The organism is Rothia sp. HMSC073B08, from assembly GCF_001812975.1.
Lineage (GTDB): Bacteria > Actinomycetota > Actinomycetes > Actinomycetales > Micrococcaceae > Rothia > Rothia mucilaginosa.
In genome coordinates this window covers 42,597-67,348 of the sequence record NZ_KV811084.1, presented here as the reverse complement: position 1 = coordinate 67,348, position 24,752 = coordinate 42,597, and the positions used below count along the sequence as shown (strand labels likewise).

The 24,752-nt window shown below is 59.8% G+C and carries 19 protein-coding genes; 9 read left to right on the top strand and 10 right to left on the bottom strand.

The annotated features are described in order from the left end of the window. Positions 1–170: 170 nt before the first annotated feature. On the bottom strand, positions 171–773 hold the full coding sequence (locus tag HMPREF2884_RS07340) for an NAD(P)-dependent oxidoreductase (RefSeq protein WP_070616472.1): 603 nt from the start codon (positions 771–773) through the stop codon (positions 171–173). A 192-nt stretch (positions 774–965) separates the two neighbouring features. On the opposite strand from HMPREF2884_RS07340, the gene HMPREF2884_RS07335 reads away from it, so the two are divergent. Continuing rightward, positions 966–1,409: a winged helix-turn-helix transcriptional regulator gene (locus HMPREF2884_RS07335; RefSeq protein WP_070616470.1), complete on the top strand. Its 444-nt coding sequence runs from the start codon at positions 966–968 to the stop codon at positions 1,407–1,409. A gap of 177 nt (positions 1,410–1,586) precedes the next feature. On the opposite strand, the gene HMPREF2884_RS07330 is transcribed toward HMPREF2884_RS07335, so the two are convergent. From HMPREF2884_RS07330 to HMPREF2884_RS07315, 4 genes are all read right to left on the bottom strand, one after another. Beyond that, on the bottom strand, positions 1,587–2,366 hold the full coding sequence (locus HMPREF2884_RS07330; protein WP_246827945.1) for an ornithinee aminotransferase: 780 nt from the start codon (positions 2,364–2,366) through the stop codon (positions 1,587–1,589). A 165-nt stretch (positions 2,367–2,531) separates the two neighbouring features. Next, on the bottom strand, positions 2,532–4,700 hold the full coding sequence (gene uvrB, locus HMPREF2884_RS07325; RefSeq protein ID WP_070616466.1) for an excinuclease ABC subunit UvrB: 2,169 nt from the start codon (positions 4,698–4,700) through the stop codon (positions 2,532–2,534). 150 nt (positions 4,701–4,850) lie between these two features. Continuing rightward, positions 4,851–6,179: a 2-oxoglutarate dehydrogenase gene (locus HMPREF2884_RS07320; RefSeq protein ID WP_070616464.1), complete on the bottom strand. Its 1,329-nt coding sequence runs from the start codon at positions 6,177–6,179 to the stop codon at positions 4,851–4,853. A 527-nt stretch (positions 6,180–6,706) separates the two neighbouring features. Beyond that, positions 6,707–7,393, bottom strand: a complete 687-nt coding sequence (locus tag HMPREF2884_RS07315) for an IMPACT family protein (RefSeq protein WP_005506219.1) — start codon at positions 7,391–7,393, stop codon at positions 6,707–6,709. Positions 7,394–7,451: 58 nt separating this feature from the next. Between HMPREF2884_RS07315 and coaE the strand changes: the two genes are divergently transcribed. Continuing rightward, positions 7,452–8,087, top strand: a complete 636-nt coding sequence (gene coaE, locus HMPREF2884_RS07310; RefSeq protein ID WP_070616462.1) for a dephospho-CoA kinase — start codon at positions 7,452–7,454, stop codon at positions 8,085–8,087. A gap of 223 nt (positions 8,088–8,310) precedes the next feature. Here the strand turns inward: coaE and rpsA are convergent, their stop codons facing one another. After that, positions 8,311–9,765: a 30S ribosomal protein S1 gene (gene rpsA / locus HMPREF2884_RS07305; protein ID WP_070616461.1), complete on the bottom strand. Its 1,455-nt coding sequence runs from the start codon at positions 9,763–9,765 to the stop codon at positions 8,311–8,313. Between the two features lie 749 nt (positions 9,766–10,514). Further along, positions 10,515–13,550 (bottom strand): DNA polymerase I, encoded by a 3,036-nt coding sequence (gene polA / locus HMPREF2884_RS07300; protein ID WP_070616459.1) that lies wholly within the window; start codon positions 13,548–13,550, stop codon positions 10,515–10,517. A 412-nt stretch (positions 13,551–13,962) separates the two neighbouring features. Here polA and HMPREF2884_RS07295 point away from each other — a divergent pair, with 412 nt between their 5' ends. The 3 genes from HMPREF2884_RS07295 (at position 13,963) to HMPREF2884_RS07285 (ending at position 16,225) form a co-directional block, all read left to right on the top strand. Beyond that, a complete protein-coding gene (locus HMPREF2884_RS07295; protein WP_070616456.1) occupies positions 13,963–15,240 on the top strand; it encodes a dicarboxylate/amino acid:cation symporter in 1,278 nt (425 codons plus the stop codon). Between the two features lie 132 nt (positions 15,241–15,372). Further along, complete coding sequence (locus HMPREF2884_RS07290) at positions 15,373–15,879, top strand: PaaI family thioesterase (protein ID WP_070616454.1); 507 nt, start codon at positions 15,373–15,375, stop codon at positions 15,877–15,879. A gap of 97 nt (positions 15,880–15,976) precedes the next feature. Continuing rightward, entirely contained in the window at positions 15,977–16,225 is a 249-nt protein-coding gene (locus HMPREF2884_RS07285; protein WP_070616452.1) for a hypothetical protein, read from the top strand. A gap of 255 nt (positions 16,226–16,480) precedes the next feature. Here the strand turns inward: HMPREF2884_RS07285 and HMPREF2884_RS07280 are convergent, their stop codons facing one another. Continuing rightward, positions 16,481–17,092 (bottom strand): ANTAR domain-containing response regulator, encoded by a 612-nt coding sequence (locus tag HMPREF2884_RS07280; protein ID WP_005509159.1) that lies wholly within the window; start codon positions 17,090–17,092, stop codon positions 16,481–16,483. 438 nt (positions 17,093–17,530) lie between these two features. Here HMPREF2884_RS07280 and HMPREF2884_RS07275 point away from each other — a divergent pair, with 438 nt between their 5' ends. Further along, the gene (locus HMPREF2884_RS07275; RefSeq protein ID WP_070616449.1) at positions 17,531–18,433 is read left to right on the top strand and encodes a PIN-like domain-containing protein; all 903 of its coding nucleotides are present in this window, start codon (positions 17,531–17,533) and stop codon (positions 18,431–18,433) included. 152 nt (positions 18,434–18,585) lie between these two features. On the opposite strand, the gene HMPREF2884_RS07270 is transcribed toward HMPREF2884_RS07275, so the two are convergent. Beyond that, positions 18,586–19,629 (bottom strand): glycosyltransferase, encoded by a 1,044-nt coding sequence (locus HMPREF2884_RS07270; RefSeq protein ID WP_070616447.1) that lies wholly within the window; start codon positions 19,627–19,629, stop codon positions 18,586–18,588. 284 nt (positions 19,630–19,913) lie between these two features. Between HMPREF2884_RS07270 and HMPREF2884_RS07265 the strand changes: the two genes are divergently transcribed. Together HMPREF2884_RS07265 and HMPREF2884_RS07260 are read left to right on the top strand one after the other, a co-directional pair. Then, positions 19,914–20,705, top strand: a complete 792-nt coding sequence (locus HMPREF2884_RS07265) for a hypothetical protein (RefSeq protein ID WP_049342755.1) — start codon at positions 19,914–19,916, stop codon at positions 20,703–20,705. Between the two features lie 46 nt (positions 20,706–20,751). After that, positions 20,752–21,852, top strand: coding sequence for an XRE family transcriptional regulator (locus tag HMPREF2884_RS07260; RefSeq protein WP_070616444.1), 1,101 nt, complete (start codon positions 20,752–20,754; stop codon positions 21,850–21,852). A gap of 139 nt (positions 21,853–21,991) precedes the next feature. Here HMPREF2884_RS07260 and ftsY read toward each other — a convergent pair whose 3' ends face one another. Next, positions 21,992–23,101 carry a signal recognition particle-docking protein FtsY gene (gene ftsY / locus HMPREF2884_RS07255; RefSeq protein ID WP_070506468.1) on the bottom strand — a complete coding sequence of 370 codons (1,110 nt, stop codon included), beginning with the start codon at positions 23,099–23,101 and terminating at the stop codon, positions 21,992–21,994. Between the two features lie 180 nt (positions 23,102–23,281). On the opposite strand from ftsY, the gene HMPREF2884_RS07250 reads away from it, so the two are divergent. After that, positions 23,282–24,700, top strand: a complete 1,419-nt coding sequence (locus HMPREF2884_RS07250) for an MFS transporter (protein WP_070616443.1) — start codon at positions 23,282–23,284, stop codon at positions 24,698–24,700. Positions 24,701–24,752 lie beyond the last annotated feature (52 nt).

Here is a 24,752-nt window from a genome sequence, read left to right as displayed (position 1 = left end):
CGGTCACCCACACTCAACTCGGAAGAGCCACATATGTCTTCTTTCTGTACTGTAGTTTTCTATTAGTAGTTATGAATGATTCCAGCAGGATGAACTAGAGCTGGAGTTAAATGCGCTGCAATAATCAGCTGATGCAGTGTCCAATGAGCGCAGTCTTTAGTTGGCACTGTCTAGTTGGCAACGGTGAAGCGGCGGCCCGCGTGCTTGGGCTCTTCTGCCTCATCAATCAGGGCGACCGCAAAGTCCTCGGCGCTAACGAACTCGCCTGCGGGGGTGTCCAGCGCGGTGTTGTACTTGCCGGTGCGCTCACCCGGTGCGATTTCGAACGCCGGGGAGAGCATGGTCCAGTTCAGACCCTCGGATGCGCGGTACTCGTCGAGAATCTGGGCGAATGCCTTCGCCTCGGGCTTGTAATCTTCCGGGAAGCCTTCGCCATCAACGAAGCGGTTGCCGTTGCCGTCCTCGAGGGAGCCAGCGCCGCCAACGACCAGCAGGCGACCGGTGGGCGCCGCCGCGATCAGTGCGCGGTGTGCGTCAATGATCGGCTGCGCGGAGGTGCCGCGACCGCCAGGGACGGCAACAATGGTGACGTCGTGGGTGTTGACGATGTCGACCAGTGCCGCGGTGTCTGCAAGGTCGATTCTGTGGGCGGTAGCGCCTTCGGGTGCCTTGCCGGAGCGGGTGTAGGCGTCGACCCGGTGGCTGCGGGAGATTGCTTCTGCTGCGGTGCGTGCGCCGACCATGCCGGTTGCGCCGATGATTGCGATGTTCATGAGGGGTTCCTTTCGGGTAGGTCTTCTGTAGTTTTTCTTGCGGTGTTCCGCGTGATGGTTTTATAGTATCTATTAGAAACTGGGTACCTCAAGGTAACTAATGGGGTTGTATGGAAAATATTTAAAAATATTTTTCGCGCCCCTCACCACCCCCGCAAAACAGCCCCTCAGCAGATTGAAAAGACAGCAGCTATGACCACCACGCTCACCTCCCCCACACGAGAAACCATAGAAGCCGCCCGCACCCCGCAGGACGACCTGCCCGCCAATATTCTCGCCAGCGCCTGCCCCTCCCGCACCGTGATGCGCCACCTCACCGACCGGTGGACCCCGCTCATTGTTGCGGCGCTCTCCGAGCAGCCCGTCGCCCGCTTCGGTGAGCTCAAGGCGATGATTCAGGGCGTCTCCCCCAAGGTCCTGACCCAGACCCTGCGCTCTATGGAACGCGACGGCCTGGTGGAACGCCGGGTCACCGCGTCCATTCCGCCGCGTGTGGACTACGAACTGACCGCGCTCGGTACGACCCTCATTGAGCCGATGACCGCCCTGCGTCACTGGGCGCAGGACAATATGCAGGCGGTACTCGAAGCCCGCGAGCGCTACGACGCCGCCGCACTAGAGAACGGCGACGTATAAAAGGCACAGCGTAAAAAAGACACAGTATAGAACGCGGCGCATTGCAGACCAGCACGCGCAGATTGACACCGCGCAGACCAGCACGCGCCGCAAGCCCACATAAAAGTAGCCCTCCCCGTGAACTATTACGGGGAGGGCTACTTCTATATTTCATTCAGTTAGGAGACCAGGTTGAATTTAGGAGACCGTGTTGAAGGTCGGCGGGGTGAAAGCAATCGCGTTGACCTGCTTGTTCGTATCCACCGTGCCGTTCTCCTGAATCGTCGGGACGGTAATAACCACCTCGAACTGGTACATGCCTTCCATGAGCGTATTGCCACGCAACGCAAAACGCGCGGAGATGCCGGTCGCCTTATCATTCACGCTCGACGCAAACGGAATGACCTGACCCTGAACGGTCTGAGTCTTGCCGTTGCGGGTCATGACGGTTGCCTTGCCGGTCGGGTCAGTCGTGAAAATCTGGCGGTCAATGATTTTACCCTCGGGCGAGAAGAGGTAAATGTCCATGGACGGGTGCAGGTGCGTGGTGCCGGTCGTCGCCTCCAGGGCGGAGACGTTGTAGGACATCACGAACTCACCGCAGTTCAGGTTGAGGTCGCCCTCGGGGCCGTGAGTCGCCTCGTACACGGACATGAGGCGAATCGTTGCGGGGTTCGGTGAGGTTGCGTTCTCCATGGACCACCACGCCTGACCGGTCTCCGGCGCAGTCACGGGCTTGTTCTTGGTGCGCGACTGCAGGGCGCCACTGGCGGGATTGGTAATCATCCAGCCGCCGACCTGGGTGAAGTCCGGGCCGTGTACTGTCTTGCAATCATCAGCCGAAGCAGCGAATGCGGGCACCGTCGTGGAGGCGGCAATAGCGGGCACAGCCCAGAGCGCGCCGCGGGTGAGGTTGCGGCGGGTAACGGAACGAGCTCCCGTGGTGTGTGCGTCTGAAGAGTTATGAGAAATAGTCACAGATTTTTCTTTATCGTTCGGAAGCATCAAGGTTTTATTTGACACGTAAAACACCTTGATAGTGTACAGCATGTATCTGCACTCAGTAGAACTTCATGAACAATGAGTTACCTCATGGCGAAAAACCCACGTCGGCCCCTAAACGCCGGGCTTAGAACACCGGGTTTAGGCGTGACCCGCCTCCTTCATCAGGCGTAGCTCCTTCTTCAAATCGGCAAGCTCATCACGCAGACGCGCCGCCAACTCAAATTGCAGGTTCTCCGCCGCCACGCGCATCTGCTCGTTCATCTGCTCAATCAAATCCAGCAGATCCTCGGCGGGTGCCGCAGCCAGGCCGTCGGCACGAACGCGCGCCTCCGCACGGGCGAGAAGCTCCTCCGACTCCGGGGTGCTCGTGGCAATCTTCGACGAGGTCGCAGAACCGGTCTTCGCACCCGCGCTCACCGTGCGGGCACCCTTCTTACCGCTCTTACGCTGCTGCAGAAGCTCGCGGGTGTCCTCTTCCTCGCGGGCGAGCACATCCGTAATATCGGCAATCTTCTTCCGCAGAGGCTGCGGGTCAATGCCGTGCTCACGGTTGTACGCCTGCTGAATCTCGCGGCGGCGGTTCGTCTCATCAATCGCCACGCGCATAGAATCCGTAATCTTATCGGCGTACATGTGCACCTGACCGGACACGTTACGCGCCGCACGACCAATCGTCTGAATCAGCGAAGTGGTCGAACGCAGGAAGCCTTCCTTATCGGCATCCAGAATCGCAACCAGGGACACCTCGGGCAGGTCCAAGCCCTCACGCAGCAGGTTAATACCAACCAGCACATCAAAGGTGCCCAGGCGCAGCTCACGCAGAAGCTCCACACGGCGCAGGGTATCCACGTCAGAGTGCAGGTACTGCACCTTCACACCGTGCTGCAACAAGTACTCGGTCAGATCCTCCGCCATGCGCTTGGTGAGGGTCGTGACCAGCACGCGCTCGTCGCGCTCCACGCGCACGCGAATCTCCTCGAGCAGGTCATCAATCTGACCCTTGGTCGGCTTGACCACAATCTCCGGGTCAATCAGGCCGGTGGGTCGAATGATCTGCTCCACATAACCATCAGCCTGCGACAGCTCATACTTACCGGGGGTCGCCGAAAGGTAAATCGTCTGACCGATACGCTCCAGGAACTCCTCCCACTTCAGCGGGCGGTTATCCATCGCCGACGGCAGACGGAAACCGTGCTCAACCAGGGTGCGCTTACGGGACATATCACCCTCGTACATGGCACCAATCTGCGGAACCGTCACGTGCGACTCGTCAATAATCAGCAGGAAATCATCCGGGAAATAATCCAGCAGACAGTTCGGGGCGCTGCCTGCAGCACGACCGTCAATATGGCGCGAGTAGTTCTCAATGCCATTGCAGAAGCCCATCTGCTCCATCATTTCCAGATCATAGGTGGTACGCATGCGCAGACGCTGCGCCTCCAGCAGCTTGCCCTGGGACTCGAGGGTCTGCAGGCGCTCGCGCAACTCATCCTCAATGGAGGTAATAGCCTTCGCCATACGCTCAGCACCGGCAACGTAGTGGCTTGCGGGGAAGACATACATTTCTTCTTCCTCGCGAATCACCTCGCCGGTCAGCGGGTGCAGGGTGTAAATCGCCTCAATCTCATCACCGAAGAACTCAATGCGGATCGCGTTCTCCTCGTACATGGGGATGATTTCGACGGTATCGCCGCGCACACGGAACGTGCCACGGTGAAAGTCCATATCGTTACGCGCGTACTGCATCGCCACGAACTGGCGTAGCAGCTCGTCGCGGTCAATCTCCTCACCGCGACGCAAAGTCACCATCTGCTCAATGTACTCCTCGGGCGTGCCCAGACCGTAAATGCAGGACACGGTCGCAACCACCACCACGTCACGGCGAGTCAGCAGGGAGTTCGTCGCCGAGTGGCGCAGACGCTCCACCTCCTCATTGATGGAGGAGTCCTTCTCAATGAACGTATCGGTCTGCGGCACGTACGCCTCAGGCTGGTAGTAGTCGTAGTAGGAGACAAAATACTCTACCGCATTATTCGGCAGCAGCTCGCGCAGCTCATTCGCCAGCTGCGCCGCCAGAGTCTTATTCTGCACGAGCACCAGAGTCGGACGCTGCACCGCCTCAATCAGCCAGGCTGCGGTCGCGGACTTACCGGTACCGGTAGCGCCCATCAGCACAATGTCCTTCTCACCGTTCTGCACACGCTCGGTGAGCTCGGCGATAGCCTTCGGCTGATCACCGGCAGGCTGGAAGGGGCTGACCACTTCAAAGGGGGCGACGATGCGGTTAATTTCGGGTGCGTAACTCATGTATCCATCCTAGGGGAAAGCCGCCCAATGCGTCCCAGAATTGGTCACCCTTTTCTGCTGGCGCAATATAATCACTCGCAATACCCCCTGCCCCACCGGTGGCTACGCGCCAGTGGGTACATGCCAGTGGGGCACCTCGCGGGTAAGGATTTAGCGCACCTCCACGGTGGCTCCGGCGAGGCTCATCAGCGCCCGGTTCGTCAGCGGAAGGTACCCGTTCAGGGCGCTCAAAATCAGCTGCATGGTGCGCTCTTCATCCTCCACACTCAACCCGCGCGGAATACCCACGCCGGGCACGCAGATGCGCTGCTTGTACAGGTCAATCACCGCGCACACGGTACGGTTCGGAACACCCAACACGGGCAGCATACCGCGGTGGTTGACGGTGCGCAGGCCCTTACCAACCACGGCGGCGGTGCGGATGTCCGGGCGGATACTCCCCTCAAATCGGGAGGCGCCCGCACCGTTCGCGAAAGCCGCCGGGTCGGGAATACTATTCGGCACCGTGCCCTTCTCATTCAGCGCCGCCAGCAGCGGCTCCCCCACGGCGGCGGTAACCGCCACATAGCGCACCTGCCGGTCCATAGCGTTGAGGAAGTCCAGTTCCGCGTACTCCTCCACGCGGTAGTTCTCGACCAGACCCGCCTCACCCGATCCGGTTTCTTCCACGGTTCGGGTGATGACTTCCTCGTCGTAGAAGCTTGCCACGCACACCTGCGGGGCGCCGCGCTCAATGCGGGCGCGGCACCGATAGTCGTCGTCGAGTAGCCAGAGGGACAGTTCGTAGCCGTCGGGCACATCGCGCACACCGGTCGCGAGTAGCACCTCACTGCCGTCCAGGTGGAAGGGTTCCCAGCCTGCCGGTTCGAACGCGTTGAGGGCGCCGTCCAGGGCGGGGTTGCAGGAGCCAAGGCTCGGTGCCTGCTCAGCCGGGGTGAACGCCTCGGTGGAGGGCATGGCGATGGTGAGCCCGCGCATCCTGCCGGCGAGGCAGAGTTCAATCGCCATGAGCAGGTGGCCCGCACCTTCGCGGCTGAGCGCGGGGCTCTGCACCAGGTGCGCCACGCCGGAGTTGTCCAGGCTGAGGTGTTCGCCGACTCCGCGGGCGGCGTTGGAGTAGCGGTTGTGTAGGCGCACCAGCTCGTCAATGGGCAGGGCACGGCCCACGGTGCCGAACGCCTGGGCGATAGCCTGAACGTGTTCGGGGAAGACGCGGCATAGCCTTCCGAGCTGGCGGGCAAATTCTGCCGGACGCTGCGTGAGCACACTCAACAGGGTACCGAGGTTCTGCTGGCGGTAGGCGTTGAGTAGCTGGGCGACGGTGGCGGGTTCAAGCTGTTCGGCTACGCCCCTCTTGGGGAGGCGCGCTCCCCCGCGGTTGAGGGTTGCGGTACCGCCGCGGCTGCCCGCGGAGAACTCCGGTGAGTTCTTGCCTGCTTGTTCGCTTGTTTGTTCTCGGTAGGTTCCCGACTGCGTCACGTTTTCACGACCTTGCGCTCTTCAGAGCGTTCGTTAGCTGATTCTTCGTAAGGTGACGGGCGGGGCTCAGCGCCTACCGGCAGATGGTTCGTGCACACACTCGACCGTCTGCCGGATCGTATAGTACCGGCATACAGCTGTGCCTCGTTCCTTGAGCAACTAAGCTATAGCTTCAAGACGTCAGCATCAGGACCTCAGCGCTGAGATAGTACCCAGTTCTCGGCGCTGAGATGTCAGCGTTGAGCCCTGCCCGTCAGTGCGGGCGCACGCGTTCCCTCGTGGAGGCGTCGGGCTGGGTTACCGCTGGTAATGAACCCGTTGCCCGTGCCGTGGAGGGGCGTGTGCGTTCCGCAACGCTTTTTAGGCTATCAGCTTTAGCAGGCAATTACTAGGGTTAGAGTAACTATTAACTAAGGTTGGACTACCTTTTGGGTTTTGAGGGCTTTATACGGGTGCTTTAGCCCGGAAATATGGGACTGGAAATCTAGGACCAGAAATCTAGGATTGGGAATCTAGGGGCCGGCAACCTAGACCGGCAAATCCACCCACTGCGTATCCCCCCAGGTCACACTCGCCGCACCGGAACTCAAGCTCACCACCAGCTCCTCGGCACGCGCCAGCTCCTCCGGGCGGTCAAACACGCCCAGAGAAATCGTGGCACCCTCCGCACCGTACTCGGTACCCAGCACGTTCAGACCGGCGGCACGGATCTCGTTCTCCAGGCGGCCAGCATCCGCATGCGAACTGGGCACCTGACCCACACGCAGACGCTCACGCGAATCGAATAGCGCACCATCCAGGGTCTGCACCACCGAATCAGTGTAGGCACGCACCAAACCGCCCGCGCCAAGCTTAATGCCACCGAAATAGCGCACGACCACCGCAACCACATCCGACAGGTCGGTGGTGCCATCCTCGCGGGTCTGACGTGCCAGCAGCGCCTGCATCATCGGCACACCGGCGGTACCGGCGGGCTCACCATCATCGGAGGAACGCTGAATATCGCGGTCAGCACCAATAATGAACGCCGAACACACGTGGCGGGCGTCGTGGTAGGTCTTGCGCACCGACTCAATGTAGGCGCGCGCCTCCTCAACGGTGCTCACGCGCTTGATGTGACCAATAAATTCGCTACGCTTAATTTCGAGGAGGCTCTCATAGGGCTCATCGCCGCGCGGCACAAGGTATCGGTTGGCGCGAGTTTCTTCCTGCATGTGTCCTCCTCTAATCAGTACCTATCTATTGTGGCACAGCCCGTCAGGAGCACCGTCCATGTCCCAGCCTTCTTCCCCCGCCTCCGCTGCCCTGCGCCGTTACGCCCTCACCGGCGGTATCGGCAGCGGCAAGAGCACCATCGCATCCCTCTTCGTTGAGCAGGGCGCATTCCTGGTGGATGCGGACGCTATCTCCCGCTCCCTCATGGAGCCCGGCGAGGCGGTGCTCGCCCGCACGGTCGCGGAGTTCGGCGAGCATCTGCTCGATGAGGACGGCCGCCTCAACCGCCCCGCCCTGGCGCGTATCGTGTTCAATGATGAGCAGGCGCGCCTGCGTCTGAACGCGATCGTGCATCCCGCTATTCGTGAGCGTGCCGCGCAACTGGTGGAGCAGGCGCAGTCCGAACCCGAGTTTAGCGGCGTGGTACTGGAGGATATTCCTCTGCTCGTGGAGACCGGCGACCCGTCCGCCTTCGAGGGCGTGGTCGTGGTGCGCACTCCCCTGGCGACTCGCCTGCAGCGCCTCGTATCTTCGCGTGGCATGAGTGAGGAGGATGCGCGCGCCCGCATCGCCGCGCAGGCTACCGACGAGCAGCGTGAGGCGGTCGCAACCTGGATTATTGATAATGGCGGCTCGCTGGAGGAGACCGCCGAGCAGGTGCGCGCCGTCTGGGAGCAGATGACCGCCGCCTAAAATCCTCCCCAGCAACACGGGGCGCAGCAATACAGAGCACAGCAACACCGGGCACGTACCCCGGATCCCAACGCCCCCAACCCTGACTCACCTAAACCCCCAATAACGCAAAGAACCCCCTCACCTCCCAAACGGGAGATGAGGGGGTTCCTCTGCTCTAGGCACCCCGTACGGGGTTACCTATCGGCTATAACGCCTGATGAGTGCTCATCTGAGCGGCAGATTAGTTGCCGGTCAGCTTCTTGCGGAGCTCAGCCAGTGCCTCATCCGATGCGAGGGTACCTGCGGAAGCGGGCTCCTCGGAGGAGTAGGAGGTCGGTGCGGGCTCAGCTGCTGCGGGAGCTGCTGCTGCAGCCTCTGCGTCAGCCTCGAGAGCCTTAGCAACCTGAACCTTGTGAGCCTCGAAGCGAGCCTGTGCCTCTGCGTACTGTGCTTCCCAAGCCTCGCGCTGTGCGTCGAAGCCTTCCAGCCACTCGTTAGCCTCGGGGTCGAAGCCCTCGGGGTACTTGTAGTTGCCAGCCTCGTCGTACTCTGCAGCCATGCCGTACAGAGCGGGGTCAAACTCGGTAGCGTTGGGGTCAACGCCCTCGTTTGCCTGCTTGAGGGACAGGGAGATGCGGCGGCGGTCCATGTCGATGTCGATGATCTTAACGAAGACCTCTTCACCAACGGAGACGACCTGCTCAGCCAGGTCAACGTGGCGGGTTGCCAGCTCGGAGATGTGGACGAGGCCCTCGATGCCGTCCTCAACGCGCACGAATGCACCGAAGGGAACGAGCTTGGTGACCTTGCCGGGAACAATCTGACCCAGAGCGTGGGTGCGAGCAAATGCCTGCCACGGATCTTCCTGGGTTGCCTTGAGGGACAGGGACACGCGCTCGCGGTCCAGGTCCACCTCGAGAACCTCGACGGTAACGGGCTGGCCAACCTCGACAACCTCGGACGGGTGGTCGATGTGCTTCCAGGACAGCTCGGAAACGTGAACCAGACCGTCCACGCCACCCAGGTCCACGAATGCACCGAAGTTGACGATGGAGGAGACAACGCCCTCGCGGACCTGACCCTTCTCCAGCTCGTTGAGGAAAGAGGAGCGGACTGCGGACTGGGTCTCTTCCAGGTATGCACGGCGAGACAGAACAACGTTGTTGCGGTTCTTGTCCAGCTCGATGATCTTAGCTTCGAGCTGCTGGCCGATGTAGGGAGCGAGGTCGCGGACGCGGCGCATCTCAACGAGGGATGCGGGCAGGAAGCCACGCAGACCAATGTCGAGGATAAGGCCACCCTTGACAACCTCGATAACGGTACCGGTAACGACGCCGTCGTTTTCCTTGACCTTCTCGATGTCGCCCCATGCACGCTCGTACTGTGCGCGCTTCTTGGAGAGGATCAGGCGACCTTCCTTGTCCTCCTTGGTGAGGACGAGTGCCTCAACCTCGGAGCCGAGCTCGACAACCTCAGAGGGGTCGATGTCGTGCTTGATGGACAGCTCGCGGGAGGGGATGACGCCTTCGGTCTTGTAACCGATGTCGAGCAGAACCTCATCGTGGTCGATCTTAACAACCTGGCCGGAGACGAGATCGCCGTCGTTGAAGACCTTGATGGTCTTCTCGACTGCCTCGAGGAATGCCTGCTCGTCGCCGATGTCGTTGATTGCGACCTGAGGGATGTTGGTGCTCATGTAGTGAGGGCTCCAATTGGATTTCTAATAGGTCGACGCTGCCGGTTCGCCGCTCAACACCTCCGGGTGGAGGCACCGACCGGCTCACTGTTTCAGCCCGGCGCGCACGGTATAGGACCGCTAACGCCTTTGAACGGGGTGAGGAAACGTCGAGCTGACGGATACTTACAATGTGTACCGCCCACCGGAAGCAGATGCTTCAAGCAGGGTGCACGAGCAGTCTGTGCCCGTCTTCTCCCCGTTTTCTTAAGGAGAAAAAGAGCATAGAAAACCCGTACGTTGGTACACGCGATTAATAGTGTACGGGAATCCCGGGCGTGTCGTCAATGGTTACGCGCCCGGAATTCCCGTACTTATTTGCGGTTTTGTTTGCTTGTGAAGTTGAGGGACGGCGTTCGTTCTCGTTCCTACAGGGGCACCCGCCCTCGCTTCGCTTCGGGCACCCTGATGTCACTACGAACGACACCGCCCTTCCACGCGACGCGCCAGGCCTAGCCGGAACGCAGGGTAGCTATACCCTCCGGAAGCGACATCAGGGTACCCTCTCGGGTGCTCTCCGCAGCGAAGCAAGGAAGAGCGGAGCACCCGAGAGGGTGGGTTCCCCTGCAGGAGCGAAGGAAGGGTATAGCGTACCCACCCACCCCCTACTTGTAGGAACGAGGACGATAACCGTCTTTCCACGCGGAACCGTGCATCCCCCGCTGAGCCAAGCGACCCAGCTTTTCCAAGCGGAAACTGAGGAGTTGAGCCTAGTGGCCCGCCTCCTGCCAAGACTTGCCCCAGCCGACCTGCACATCCAGAGGAACACGCAGGGAGGCGGCACCGCTCATCTCCTCGACCAGCACGCGTTCGGCGGCTTCACGCTCACCGGTGGCGACTTCGAGGATGATTTCGTCGTGCACCTGCAGCAGCATGCGGGTCTTCAGGCCCTCTTCGCGCAGGCGGCGGTGAATGTTGATCATGGCGATCTTGATGATGTCCGCGGCGGTGCCCTGAATCGGGGCGTTGAGGGCGGCGCGTTCGGCGGCTTCTCGGCGTACACGGTTGGGCGAGTCCAGGTCGGGCAGCACGCGGCGGCGGCCAAAAATGGTTTCGGTGTAGCCGTCCTGGTGTGCCTGCTTGAGCACGCCGCGCAGGAAGCGTCCCACGCGTCCGAAGCGTTTGAAGTAGTTGGTGCGCAGTTCGCCTGCTTCGTCGGAGCTGATGTTCAGCTGCTTGGCGAGGCCGAAGCGGGACAGGCCGTATGCCAGGCCGTAGGACATTGCCTTGACCTTGGAGCGCTGCTCGGGGGTGACTTCTTCGGGGGCTACGCCGAAGACTTCGGAGCCGACGTAACGGTGCAGGTCCTCCCCCGCTTCGTAGGCTGCGATGAGCTTCTCGTCGGCGGCGAGGTGCACCATGATGCGCATTTCGATCTGCGAGTAGTCGGCGGTGAGCAGACCCTCGTACTCCACACCATCGATGGGTGCGGGCGCGACGATGAAGGCGCCACGGATGCGGCGGCCTTCTTCGGTGCGGATCGGGATGTTCTGCAGGTTCGGCGCGGTCGAGGAGAGGCGGCCGGTGGAGGCGGCACCCTGCTGGAAGGTGGTGTGCACGCGTCCGTCGTCGGCGGCTGCTTTCTGCAGGCCTTCGACGGTCTGTACGAGTTTGATGTTGTCGCGGTAGGCGGCGAGCGCACCGAGGAATGCGGCACCGTCGGACTCCGGGGAGATTTTGGTGAGCAGTTCGGTGACGGATTCGGCGTCGGTGGAATAGCCGGACTTGATTTTGCGGGTGTGCGGCAGGGCGAGCTTGTCGAAGAGCACGGTCTGCAGCTGTTTGACGGAGGCGAGGTTGAGGGGTTCTTCGCCGTCGTCGGTTTGGACGGTGTCGCCGTCGTCGGTTTGGACGGTGTCGCCGATGATGGTGCGTGCGGCGTCCTGCGCCTGGGCAGCGCGTGCGGAGAAGGTGTCGTGCAGTTCGGCAAGGAGCGCATCGGACACGGCGATGCCTGCCTGCTCCATGTCTGCGAGGACGTAAAGTAGCGGCAGTTCGATTTCTTCGTAGACCTTCAGCTGGCCATGTTCTTCCATTTCAAAGTGCAGCAGGCGTGCGAGTTCGTGGATGATGCGGCTGATTTGCGTGAAGTAGCGCAGGTTATCGACGGGTTCGGCTTCGCCGGGCATGCTGAAGAGGGAGGGTTCTGCCTCTTCTTCTTCGGGCTGGAAGACGAGCTGCGCGTAGGGGTCCTTGGGGATCCACAGGTAGCGTTCGGCGAGGTCTTCCATGCGTTCGGAGAAGAGCTTGCGGGTTGCGGTGGGAATGAAGCCGCACATGTAGGAGGACAGTGCGGGGTCTTCGACGGCGCCGGCGAGTTCGTAGCCGTAGGCGCGCAGAAGTTTGCGCTGAACCTTCAGGTCCATGACGATTTTGCGGGCGGCTTCGTCGGAGAGCCAGGCGGCGAGGGCGGCGTCGAGTTCCGGGTCGATGGTGCGGGTGTCGATCCAGAGGCTGGTGTTCTTGCTGGTGAGGAGCACGCCGAGCAGTTCGGGGTTTTCTTCGGCGGCGCGGATCTTGGTTTTGGTGACCTTGACGGCGGGTGCGTCGCCGATGGCGGGGCGCGCTACGGGCAGGTTGGTGACCGGGTAGAGGGTCACAGCGCCTTCGAGGCGTTCGGGTACGGCGATGGGCGCGCCCTGTTCGTCGGTGCCGTAGTTTTCTTCGGCTGCGGCGGCACAGAAGGCGCGGAATGCTGCTGCGTCTGCGTTTTTGGTGGGTGCGCTGGTGGCAATGGGTGCGTAGACGGGGCCGGTGGGCGCCTTCTTGATGGCACCCTCCTCCCCTGCTTCTGCGATGGAGCTTGCAGAGCCTGCGGATCCAGCGGCGCGCACGATGGGGCCGAGGGTGTCGGCGGCACGCTTGCGGATGGTGCGGAACTCCACCTCGTCGAAGAAGGTGTTGAGTGCATCCAGGTCGGGGGTGAATGCGGTGTCTTCGAGGGTGACGTTCAGGTCGAGGTCGTTGACGAGCTGGTTGAGGCGACGGTTGCGTACTACGTTGTCGATATTTTCGCGTAGTGCTTCGCCCTTCTTGCCGCCGATCTTGTCGCTGTTCTCGATGACGGCGTCGAGGGAGCCGTATTCGCCGAGCCATTTGGCGGCGAAGCCGGGGCCCACGCCGGGTACGCCGGGCAGGTTGTCCGCCTGTTCGCCGGTGAGGGCGGCGAGGTCGGGGTACATGTGCGGGGGTACTTTGGTTTTCTTTTCGACGGCGGCGGGGTCCATGCGCTGAATACCCTTGGAGGGGCCGGTGGTGACCGGGTAGAGCAGGGTGACGTCGTCGGTGACGAGCTGGAAGATGTCGCGGTCGCCGGAGAGGATGAGGACCTTGTAGCCAGCTTCGGTGCCGCGGCGGGTGAGGGTTGCGACGATGTCGTCGGCTTCGTAGTTTTCGTAGGTGAGCGCGGGGATGTTGAGCGCGCCGAGCATCTTTTTGATGAGGTCGATTTGGCCGTTGAAGGCTTCGGGGATGGCGTTGCGGCCACCCTTGTATTCGCCGTATTCGGCGGTGCGGAAGGTGCCGCCGGGCAGGTCGAAGGCTACGGCGATGTGGCTGGGCTGGTTGTCTTTGATGATGCTCAGCAGGGTGGAGAGGAAGGCATGGACGGCTTCGGTGTGCTGGCCGTCGCTGCGCACGAAGATGTGCTGTCCGGTCTTTTCGGCCATGGTGTAGATGCCGAAGAAGGAGCGTAGGGCGAGGGAGTGTCCGTCAATGAGCAGGAGGGTTTTGTTCTCTGTAGTCACTCCTCTAGTGTATCGAGTCTGAGTTTTCTTGGTGGTTGGCTTCGTGGCTGCGGGTTTTGTGGTGGCTGCCGGTTAGGACTGTGGGGAGGCGCCCGCGCCGTGTTGGGTGCCGGTGCTGTGCCATATAGCGGAATAACGGGGTGTGTGGAAAGAGTTTTACCTCATATGTAGGTGCCGGTGGGGTGCGTTTGGTGAGTTTTCCCCCAAAAAATGTGCCCCAAGCCACTATGTAAGGTGGATAATAATACGGTTTCCAGATAATATATAACCTTATTATCGCCTCCAGCGTAGGAACCCCCACACCCCGTGTATTCATAGGCAGAACTCTACCCAGAATTCACCGGCAGGATCCACCGGACCGTGAGGGCACCTCCCGCGCTTAACACACAACGAACCCTCATTTAGGAAACCTATGAAGGCACTCAAAAAACTTCCCCTCCTCGCGTGGATTATCATCGCGATCGCATCGGGTGTGCTCATCGGCATGCTGACCCCCGGAATGATTAGCGGCATCAATGACGCAACCGGCGCAGCCATCCCCACCGACCTCATTGTGCAGCTCTTCGTCTCCTTCTCGACCGTATTCAGTGCCTTCCTGAGCTTCGCGATTCCGCTGATTATTATCGGTTTCATCGTGCCCGGCATTGGTTCCCTCGCGCAGGGTGCGGGCAAGATGCTCGGCATCACCGTGGGTCTGGCGTACATCTCCAGCATCCTTGCTGGCTTCCTGGCACTGACCTGCGCACTGCTGCTCTACCCCATCATCCTGAAGGGTCAGCAGCTCGCCTCCTTCGATAACCCCGAGAACGCACTGTCCAAGGGCTACATCTCCTTCGAGCTGACCCCGATTATGGGCGTGCTGAGCGCACTGATTCTCTCCTTCATCCTAGGCCTGGGCATTACCGCACTGAAGACCCGTGCGATGCTGAACCTCTTCGAGGACTTCCAGGTCATCGTTGAGAAGATGCTCGGCTACGTGATTATCCCCCTGCTGCCGGTGCACATTGTGGGCGTGTTCGCAAACATGACCCTCGCCGGTCAGGTGGCGAAGATCCTCTCCGTCTTCGGTCTTGTGTTCGTCATGGTGATTATTCTGCACTGGGTCACCCTGGCCCTGCAGTACTCGGTGGCTGGCGCGGTCTCCCGCCGCAACCCCATCCAGATGCTCAAGACCATGCTCCCGGCATACTTCACCGCAATCGGTACCCAGTCTTCGGCTGCGACCATCCCGGTGACCGTGCGTTCGGCGAAGAAGGCTGGCATCTCCCCCCGCGTGGTGGACTTCGCGATTCCGCTGTGCGCGACCATCCACCTCTCCGGCTCCATGATTACCATTACCTCCTGCTCGGTGGCAGTGCTGTTCATGACCGGTCAGCACCCCGACTTCGGTAGCCTGATCCCCATGATTCTGGTGCTCGGCGTGATGATGGTTGCCGCTCCCGGCGTTCCCGGCGGTGGCGTGATGACCGCAATCGGTCTGCTGCAGTCCATGCTTGGTTTCGATGCCTCCATGATTGCCCTGATGATTGCCCTGTACCTGGCTCAGGACTCCTTCGGCACCGCAACCAACGTGACCGGTGACGCGACCATCGCAGCCCTGACCGAGCGTATCTCCAAGGCAATCGGAGCGAACCCCGATAAGGAAATCCGCGACGAGGACATCGAAAAGGCAGAAGCTATTTCCGCCTAATCCTCATCCGCTTACATAGCGTTTTTCAGCCCCGCTTCCCCCTGTAGGAGGCGGGGCTGATTCGTACCCGGAAGCACTCGCGAAAAGCTATCCCACCCAAAGCAACAAAAACCAAGGAGTACACTGGAAGTCATGACTGAAAACAACACACAGCACGCACCCGTCCGCGCGGCAGCGCCCACCACCCTCACCGCAGAAGAAATCAAGGCGCAGCTGACCGAAAGCGGCATCCCCGAGCACCTGCACCCCTACTTCCCCCGCGGCCTAGGCGAGCTCATCCCCGCCATGGGCATTAAGTTCCAGGAACTCACCGCAGAACGCACCGTCGCGACCATGCCCGTCGCCGGTAACACCCAGCCCATCGGCCTGCTACACGGCGGTGCCAACGTGGTTCTCGCCGAGACCCTCGGCTCGCTCTCCGCGGGTGTGCACGGCGGCGAAACCCTCGTAGCAGTCGGTGTGGACATCAACGCAACCCACGTGCGCCCGGCAGTCTCCGGCGTGGTTACCGCAACCTGCACCGCCGTCAAGCTCGGACGCACCCTGTGCATCCACTCCATCGACATTGTGGATGAGCGCGGCCGCACCACCTGCACCGCGCGCATCACCAACATGCTGATTCCCCGCCCCACCGCCTAACGTCCTACGACTTCAGCAAGTAGCCTAAAATCGTAGAAGCACGGGGTACACGGCACCCCGCTAACACTCACCAGAAGGTACGACCAGAAGGAGCACCATGGCCCGCGAGCTCACCCCCTATTTCAAGCGTTACCCGAAGATTGTGCGCGCCAAGCGCATTGTCCTGCCTATCGCAATCGGCGTGATGCTGGTGTGCCTAGTGACCGCTATCAACAACCCCGGTAGCTTCTGGTGGCTGGGCGTGATGCTCGGTACCGGCGGCATGCTCTGGGCTGGCTCCCCCACGGACCGCCCCATCAGCGGCCCCAACAATGACGAAGACGATTTGAACCGCTACCTGCGTTAAGTTCCGTGTAGCGTTGGGTTCCCGCCCGCGCTAAGCGCCGGTTTACAACGCACACACGCGAACCGTTAAACACGAGAACCGTTAAACACGAACGCCCCGTCCCTCAGCTTCATTGTGAGGGGTGGGGCGTTTGTGTGTCATGGATAAGGCGCTGGTTCATCACTGCACCAGCCGTGTGTGTTCAGCGGCGATTCCTAGTCTTCGCCGTAGCGTGCATTCGTACCTGTACTGTCACGTACTTTGCACGTCTTGTGCTTAGGAGAGCTGCTTGATGATGGTGTCGGAAACTTCGCGCATGGACAAGCGGCGGTCCATGGAGGTCTTCTGAATCCAGCGGAATGCTTCTGGCTCGGTCAGGTTCATCTTGGTGATGAGCAGCGACTTTGCGCGGTCAACGAGCTTGCGGGTCTCGAACTGGTCGCGGATGGTGCCCACTTCCTTCTCGAGTGCGCGAATCTGCTCGTAGCGGCTAATCGCCACCTCAATGGCGGGAACCAGATCGTTCGGGGAGAACGGCTTGACGACGTACGCCATAGCGCCTGCCTCAACGGCACGGTCAACGAGTTCCTTCTGGCTGAATGCAGTCAGCAGAACGACGGGAGCAATCTGCTCCTTCGCGATTTCTTCAGCTGCGGTGATGCCGTCCATAATCGGCATCTTCACATCCATGAGGACGAGGTCGGGGCGGTGCTTCTGTGCTAGCTCGACAGCAGTCTTGCCGTTATCGGTTTCTGCAACAACATCGAAACCCTGGTCCTTCAGAATTTCGACGATGTCGAGGCGAATCAATGCCTCATCTTCTGCCACGACGACGGTGCGAGCGGGACCTTGCTCCTCCGCCTGATTTTGAGTGGTCAGCTCTGACATTACTCTTCTCCTTTATCAAATTTGAATCACTTAAAGTCTACAGGAGGGAATAAATGTTCATCTACTTTCTCGCCTTGTCCCCCGCGTGTTACATGCATCCTATATGCAGGTGGGAAGGGTTTTTGACGTTATTTTGGGCGCCACCACACAAATTTTGCACCTTAATGCATATTTTTGTTCTATACTGCTCATAACCACAAAGAAAAACCCTCACAACATAGACATACGCGGCGAAATTCACACCTAAAACATAGACCCGAAAATGACTCTGACATGCACTAACGCATCATCGGGTTAGATACAAACGTAATAAACAAAATATTTATACCGAAACTCCATCACCTGCCAAAGAAGGCCGATACACTGGAATGGATTATTCTCCTCGACTTCTCCGGCACTCGCATTTGACCGACCATACTCGATACCCGGAGGGGATTCATGCCAATCACCCGTCAAGCACGCACCTTGTACTCAGACTTCGTCGAGTACAAGGAACTCGACCGCGCCCCGCTGACTTCCATTCACCCCGGAATTCTCGTCGCCTTCGACTCCACCGCGCTTGCAAGCCTCTACAACTACCCAACCCACATTAGCGACGAAATCCTCCGCGCCTACTCCCAGCTCCGCGGACACGCCTTTCTCCCTCACCAGGCGCTCAAAGAATTCTGGGCAGCACTCGACGGCGCATCCCCCGTGCCCGCCGCCGCAGAACGCGTCCGCTCAGCGCTCGCATCCTTCAAAGAAACCCTGCCCGAAGAACGCAACTCCCCCTGGAGTGCGCTGCGTTCCGTCACGCACCAGCTGGACCACTCCATCGCACAGATCATGCGGATTCTCGAACCCACCACCGACACCGGATCAATCAACGTGGCACGCCGCGAAGACGACACGATCCTGCCGCGACTGAACCGCATCTTCACCGGACACGTGGGTGCCGCGCCCAGCCCCGAACGCCATGAACAGCAGTGCCGCGAAGCCCTCGCACAAGGCCACCCGCTACTCGCTAACGCCAGCTTTGACGCCGACTTCGCGCTCTGGAACCAGTGCGTTACCGAAGCAACCACCCGCGTGAAGGGCACCGACTGCGTCTTTGTCACCGGCGGTGTGCGCGACACCTGGCTACGCAACGGTCAGCAGGTACGCGCCGCATCGGGTGGCGAACCCGTACACCAGCTCGCGAACCGCCAGCTGCTACGTGAATACGCTAAGGCAACCGGAGGCGGCGTGTTCCGCATCTACACCGTCGAGGAGATTCTGCGCCTCGCCTCCAACCAGTACGGCGTGACCGTCAGCGACGCGACCTACAGCGCGATTCGCGCGGAACAGCCCGTAGCTGTGTAAATTCGCCGTGCACAGTCACCGTTGAGAATAATCCCACCACACCACACCCACCACCACCATTAACCGCAAGAAGCCACATGTGTTCCGAACACATGTGGCTTCTTAGCGTCTGCGGGCAAGGTGTCTACAGAATCAAAGTAGGGCGCGAAAACCTAGTTCTCACGGCTGGCGCGGTACAGCTCAGCGGCGCGTTGCTCCGAAGACTCGTCATCGCCGAGGAGCAGATAGCACAGGTACAGGGTGAAGGCGGCGCGGCAGTCGTCAGCGAGCGCGCTGGTTCCTTCGCCGGGGTGGGCGCTGAAAGCGATAACGTCATGAGCCTGGGGCAGAGCTGCAATCAGGTGTGCGGCGGTTTCGTAGCCTTCCTGGTCGCCGGGCAGGGTGAACTCGTGCGCCTCCGGGTTCTCGGTAGCGCCGGCTTCCGATTGGGCAGCCTGGAAATTAGCCTTGAGGACGTCCTCAACACGGCTCATCAGCTCATCATCGGGCAGTGCGCGGTCATCCGCGGCAAATGCAATGTGGATGCCGTTCAGAGTCTCGTAGGGATGCTCGCCCGCGTAGTATCCGGCGGCAAGCGCGTAGCCGGTGAGCAGCTGCGCCTCAGCGGCAGTGAAGGTGCCGCGCGCCTCACGCAGGGCGGGCAGCAGCAGCTCGGTCAGGAGGGGGTGCAAGGGCTCGGGGGCGTTCGCGATAGCCTCCTGCAGGTACTCTTCCTCTTCCGCGGTGGGCTCGGCGTTGAGCAGGGTCAGGAAAGCCTCATCGGTGCCAGCCCAGCAGCGGGCAATCAGCACAAGGGTTGCAACGAGTGCGAGAAGTTCACGGTAGTTACCCGAACGGTCAGCGCCGAAGGTTTCAGCAACAACGCGTGCGAGCATGCGTGCGGCAATGTTCTCGAGAATGAACTCGTCGTAGGCGTTGTCGCCGGGCCAGTTTGCGGGGTCGGGAAGGTAGCTTTCGTCCAGGTACCGCAGCACGGGTTCGAGGGGCACGGGAGCATCCGCAGCGAGGCCGGGGCGGCACTGCTCAATCCAGCTGTTCACGGCAGCCTCGTCGGCAATGCCGGTAGCCTCAGCCAGCTGGGCGCGCGAAAGGCTGTAGGGTGCAACGAGTGCGGCGAGGTCATCGCACGCACCGTTGGAGCGGTAGGTGGGTCGGTAGTTAGCGCTGGGGAGGGTTCCGGGGAGGGTGGCTGCCATGGTGGCTCCTTCGCTGAGGTTCGGGGTGAGCTGGGTTGTATGGTGTGCGATGCGCGGTGCCGCTTGAAGGGCCGGCGCGCCTTCTTTCTACGCATCTTCTAAATTCAGAATATCCCAGAGCCCCGCATCGTGTGCTGCCCATCGTCATTATGGGCTTTGGAGTGTTTTTATCGCCTTCACCATACCCGCCATAGACACATATAAGCACCCATCAGTTGTTAATGATAGAATCGCAGTGTATTATTTAGTTAATTTTCAAACAATATTTTTCAAAGGAGTTAATAATGTCCCACTCTCCCTATAGCAACAAGAAGGTCATGGAGGACTGGCTTAAAGACCTCGGGGTTTTGGATACTCTGGCCACTGCGGCAAAGATTATCCAGCTTGCGGCGAATAACCCGGACTACCCTGAACATGCACGGAACGCCAGCAAGGGCATGAACCACTACGAGCTTGTTGCTGAAAATCTTAATCGTGTCACCCTTACCGGTGATAAGTTTGTCTCATTTCAAAATGAACCTATCACTAAGAATCTCAACGCTTTGGCAACTGACCTTCCGCAGGAAGCATATCCGCTTCTCACTGCGTTGAGCCGTCGGCGTGGTCTTTACCGCAGTGATTCGTACAAGAACATGCCCTATTGGGAGGTCAGCACCTGTTGCTCCCTGGTAATGCAAAGCGCTAACCGCTTCGGTGGCATTGACAAGATTCGTTGGGAGAGCAGTACGAAAAAGCGAATTATTTCAGCAACGAATCACTACGTTCAGGACACTCTCGATATTCCGGGGTTGGATGATCTCGTCGAAGATTTGCCGTTGCGTCTCCCCATTTTGGTAGTAGCGTATAATATTTCCCCCGAAGGTGAACTCAAGGAGTTTGCCCTTGGTCTACCTGCTCCGGTCGAACGTCGCAACCAGAGCCCTTGGGTATGGACCATTGATGTACTCGATCATGCAGCATCGCCGAAATTCCTTGCCGCCATCGATTCCGCGCAGGAAGAAGTTCAGTCTACGACCCATCCTGAGGCCCCGGCAGTTCCTGACGCTCATGTTAAGCTGAAGAAGGCAGCCGAGTAGGAGCTGTTATGACTCATACACCACACTCTTTGTCCGCGAAAGCATTATGTCTGTACAAGATTCTTCCCCCATACTCTCCTTTGACCCAAGGAGGCTCACGTTAGCTCGAGAACTTCAAGGTGTCCGCAAGAGCGATTTGGCTAGGAGTCTTGGAGTTAGCGCTGTCACTATTACTCATTGGGAATCGGGTAACCGAAACCCAACTAAAGATAATGTCTACGCACTAGCTCTAACTCTTGGCGTTGCTCCATCTTTTCTTGAAAGTCAGTTCTCAGAAGCCCCATTAATTTCTGGCGCACCTCACTTTAGGTCCTTACGCTCGACAACTCAGCTTAGCCGCAACCAGGCTCAAGCGTATACGCAGGTTGTCCAGGATGTTGTACATACAATGAATGAGTACGTCGATTTCCCGGACCTGGTACTTCCCAGCATCTTGACTGATTCTGACCTTCCCGGTTCTGAGATTCCTCGTCTAGCAGCTGAGCAGGTTCGTAAAGATTGGGGTTTAGGAAATAAGCCTGTCCAACATGTTGTCCGCGCCATGGAGAACCATGGTATCGTCGTTGTCTTTGCACCATTCCATAGTGCAGCAATTGATGCATACTCCACTTTTGGTAGCGAGGCTCCAGTAGTAGTTCTGAACCCGACAAAGGGTGATTACTACCGTCAACGATTTGATGCCGCCCATGAACTAGGCCACCTAGTAATGCATGCTGATGCTGATCCTGGTCATAAGGTTCTTGAGGCTCAGGCTCATGCATTTGCCGCAGAATTTTTGGCACCAAGTGCATGCATTCAGGATGAATTGCCTACAGTCATGAACGGTCAAGGCTGGATGAAGCTGAAGGAGCTTAAGGAATATTGGGGCATCAGTATGCAGGCTCTTCTGTATAGGGCTAAAGAACTGGGCCGCCTTTCAGACGATGCCTACCGAAACGCAATGGTTACCGTTTCTCGTAACGGATGGCGCGCTAAGGAACCAGGTCTTATTTCTTCTCTCGAAGAACCGTCCCTAATTCCTCATGCGATTAGTCTCATCGAGGAGTCAGGCATTCCAGTTGAGATATTGAGAGAGAAGTCGCGCGTACCTCAACATTATTTTGAAGTCATCACAGCGCGACGTCCTGTTCTACCAGTGAGCGTATAAACGACAAAGCCTCGAGAGGGTGTAATTTCTACACTCCCTCGAGGCTTCTCTGTGCGTCCTCAAAATGTATCAGACCAATTCCGCCGAGAAGCCACATGTGTTCACAACCCATGTGGCTTCTCGGCGGAGTATAAGGATGTTAGTCCAGCAGCGCGTCCACGAATGCTTCCGGGTCGAACGGTGCCAGGTCGTCCGGGCCTTCACCCAGGCCGATGAGCTTGACGGGAACGCCGAGCTCCTCCTGAATAGCGACCACGATGCCGCCCTTTGCGGTGCCGTCGAGCTTGGTCAGCACGATACCGGTGACGTCCACGATGTCGCCGAAGACCTTCGCCTGAACCATACCGTTCTGGCCGGTGGTCGCGTCGATAACGAGCAGAACCTCGGTGACCGGCGCTTCCTTCTCGATCACGCGCTTGATCTTGCCGAGCTGATCCATCAGACCGGACTTGTTCTGCAGGCGGCCCGCGGTGTCCACGAGCACGGTGTCGACGCCCTGCTCCTTGCCAGCCTTCACGGCATCAAACGCGACGGATGCGGGGTCGGCACCTTCCTTCTCAGAACGCACGGTCTTCACGCCCACGCGGTCACCCCAGGTGGTCAGCTGCTCGGAGGCGGCCGCACGGAACGTATCCGCGGCGCCCAGGAGCAGGGTCTGACCGTCAGCAACCATCACGCGCGCAATCTTGCCGACGGTCGTGGTCTTACCCACGCCGTTCACGCCAACGACCAGCACCACGCCGGGGTTGCCGTCACTGCCGGCGGTCTTCAGCTCGCGGTCCATGTCGGGGCGAACAATCTTCACGAGCTCCTCACGGAGCATCTTCTTCACGGCGGCGGGGTTGCTCGTACCTTCAACGCGCACGCGCTGCTGCAGCGCCTCCACCAGGCGGGTAGTCGGCTCGGAACCCAGGTCGGCAAGCAGCAGGGTCTCCTCAACCTCATCCCAGACGTCCTGGTCGATGCGGTCGCGGGAGAGCAGAGCCAGCAGGCCCTTGCCGAGCATGTTGTTGGAGCGTGCCAGGCGGGCGCGCAGGCGCACCAGGCGACCCGCGGACGGGTCGGGCATATCAAGTTCAATAGCGCGAGGTGCCGAGCTTTCGGGTTCTTCCGCCGAACCGCCGGAGGCCTTAGCCGCCTCCTGGCGCAAAGACTGCAGGTCCGCGGTCTTCTTGGGTCGGCGCAGAACGGCGAAAAGTATACCGGCGATAACCAGTACACCCAGCACAATCGCGCAAATCATCATCATCGTTTCATTCACACTACTAGCTTACCGGTTTGGGCGGTTTGGCTGGTCGAGGTGACGCGCATGCCCGGCTGTCGGCGGAGTAGACTGGACACTGTTAAGTTTTTTAGCCGAACACATGGTTGACAGTTGCGGGTGGGGCCCGCGGCTGCCGCACGGCACCGCACGATTTCGAGGATGAACATGAGGAACCCTGCCAAAACACCGCCTGTTTTTGACCCGCGCACGATTGACCCGAACCGTGTGCCGACCGGCTTGAAGGTTCTGATTGCTGCCTCGTTCATGATTGCGGTGGGTTTTGGTTTGGTGGCGCCGGTGCTGCCGAACTATGCGCAGAACTTTAACGCGACGGTCACTATGGCGACGATGGTGGTTTCTGCGTTGGCGATTACGCGCCTGATTTTCGCGCCGTCGGCGGGTCAGATGATTACCCGATGGGGTGAGCGTCCGGTGTACACGATTGGCATGCTGATTGTGTCGGTGACGTCGTTCATGATTGCGTTTGCCTGGGATTATTGGGTGCTGCTGGGTTCGCGTGCGGTGGCGGGTATCGGCTCGGTCATGTTCACGGTCTCCGCGATGGGCCTGCTGGTGCGCCTGTCCCCGGCGCATATGCGTGGCCGTATTTCGGGCTATTATGCGACAGCGTTCCTGCTGGGTAACCTGCTGGGCCCGGTGATTGCGAGCGCCCTGGCGCCCTTTGGTATGCGTGCGCCGTTTATTGTGTATGGTTTTTCGCTGCTGGCGGCGGGCCTGATTGTGTGGTTCTTGATGCCTTCGCAGGCGGCGCTGGAGGCGGAGCGCGACGCGATTATGGAGGCGGCGGCGCTGGCTGAAGGTAAGGGCACCGGGGTGTTGCCGTCGGCGGCTCCCTCCCCTGCTGACACTCAGGCTGGCGCATCCGGCAAAGCGGCTAAGCCTGCTGCATCCGGCGGTGCTGCGGGTAAGAGCGACCTGCCGGCGATGACGGTTCGTGACGCGTTGAAGTTCTCGAATTACCGTTCTGCGCTGGTTTCGAACTGGGCGATTGGCTGGTCGGTGTTTGGTGTGCAGTCGTCGATTATTCCGTTGGCGGCGGCGTATTTGGCGACTGGCGGCGATATGTCGAATTCGGTGGCGGGTACCCTGTTGGCTTCGTTGGCGATGGCGACGAACTCGTTTGGTAATGCGTTGACGCAGACGTTCTCGGGTCGTTTTTCGGATCGTTTTGGTCGCCGTGTGATGGCGTTTTCGGGTCTGCTGTTGGCGGGTTCTGCGGTGACGTTTATGGGTTTCGCGCCGGTGGCGTGGGTGTTTGTGTCGTTGACGGCGTGTCTGGGTATTGGTGCGGCGTTTATGGGTCCGTCGATTCAGGCTGCGGTGTCTGATGTGATTGGTACTCGTCGCAGTGGTGGCCAGGTGTTGGCGGTGTATCAGATGTGTAGCGATTTCGGTATGATTTTGGGTCCGCTGGTGGCTGGCATGATTGCGGATGCGTGGGGCTTTGTTCCGGCGTTCATTATGAGTGGTTTGTTGTTGGTGGCGGCGGCGTTCACGTGGGCGCCGTTCCGTAAGGCGCGCTGGCCGAAGGATATTGCGGACGCGGACTATACGGGCCGCTAAAAGCTCTCTAATAAGTAAAAAGCCGGTGCCCGGTTCCTGTTGCGTGGCAGGA

What these genes read in the sequence shown, in the direction of transcription:
- HMPREF2884_RS07285 (WP_070616452.1), top strand. Translation starts at nt 15,977, where the DNA reads ATGGCCCGCGAGCTCACCCCCTATTTCAAGCGTTACCCGAAGATTGTG.
- HMPREF2884_RS07265 (WP_049342755.1), top strand. Translation starts at nt 19,914, where the DNA reads ATGTCCCACTCTCCCTATAGCAACAAGAAGGTCATGGAGGACTGGCTT.
- HMPREF2884_RS07290 (WP_070616454.1), top strand. Translation starts at nt 15,373, where the DNA reads ATGACTGAAAACAACACACAGCACGCACCCGTCCGCGCGGCAGCGCCC.
- HMPREF2884_RS07280 (WP_005509159.1), bottom strand. Translation starts at nt 17,092, where the DNA reads ATGTCAGAGCTGACCACTCAAAATCAGGCGGAGGAGCAAGGTCCCGCT.
- HMPREF2884_RS07340 (WP_070616472.1), bottom strand. Translation starts at nt 773, where the DNA reads ATGAACATCGCAATCATCGGCGCAACCGGCATGGTCGGCGCACGCACC.
- uvrB (WP_070616466.1), bottom strand. Translation starts at nt 4,700, where the DNA reads ATGAGTTACGCACCCGAAATTAACCGCATCGTCGCCCCCTTTGAAGTG.
- rpsA (WP_070616461.1), bottom strand. Translation starts at nt 9,765, where the DNA reads ATGAGCACCAACATCCCTCAGGTCGCAATCAACGACATCGGCGACGAG.
- coaE (WP_070616462.1), top strand. Translation starts at nt 7,452, where the DNA reads ATGTCCCAGCCTTCTTCCCCCGCCTCCGCTGCCCTGCGCCGTTACGCC.
- HMPREF2884_RS07315 (WP_005506219.1), bottom strand. Translation starts at nt 7,393, where the DNA reads ATGCAGGAAGAAACTCGCGCCAACCGATACCTTGTGCCGCGCGGCGAT.
- HMPREF2884_RS07250 (WP_070616443.1), top strand. Translation starts at nt 23,282, where the DNA reads ATGAGGAACCCTGCCAAAACACCGCCTGTTTTTGACCCGCGCACGATT.
- ftsY (WP_070506468.1), bottom strand. Translation starts at nt 23,101, where the DNA reads ATGATGATGATTTGCGCGATTGTGCTGGGTGTACTGGTTATCGCCGGT.
- HMPREF2884_RS07275 (WP_070616449.1), top strand. Translation starts at nt 17,531, where the DNA reads ATGCCAATCACCCGTCAAGCACGCACCTTGTACTCAGACTTCGTCGAG.
- HMPREF2884_RS07260 (WP_070616444.1), top strand. Translation starts at nt 20,752, where the DNA reads ATGTCTGTACAAGATTCTTCCCCCATACTCTCCTTTGACCCAAGGAGG.
- HMPREF2884_RS07270 (WP_070616447.1), bottom strand. Translation starts at nt 19,629, where the DNA reads ATGGCAGCCACCCTCCCCGGAACCCTCCCCAGCGCTAACTACCGACCC.
- HMPREF2884_RS07335 (WP_070616470.1), top strand. Translation starts at nt 966, where the DNA reads ATGACCACCACGCTCACCTCCCCCACACGAGAAACCATAGAAGCCGCC.
- HMPREF2884_RS07295 (WP_070616456.1), top strand. Translation starts at nt 13,963, where the DNA reads ATGAAGGCACTCAAAAAACTTCCCCTCCTCGCGTGGATTATCATCGCG.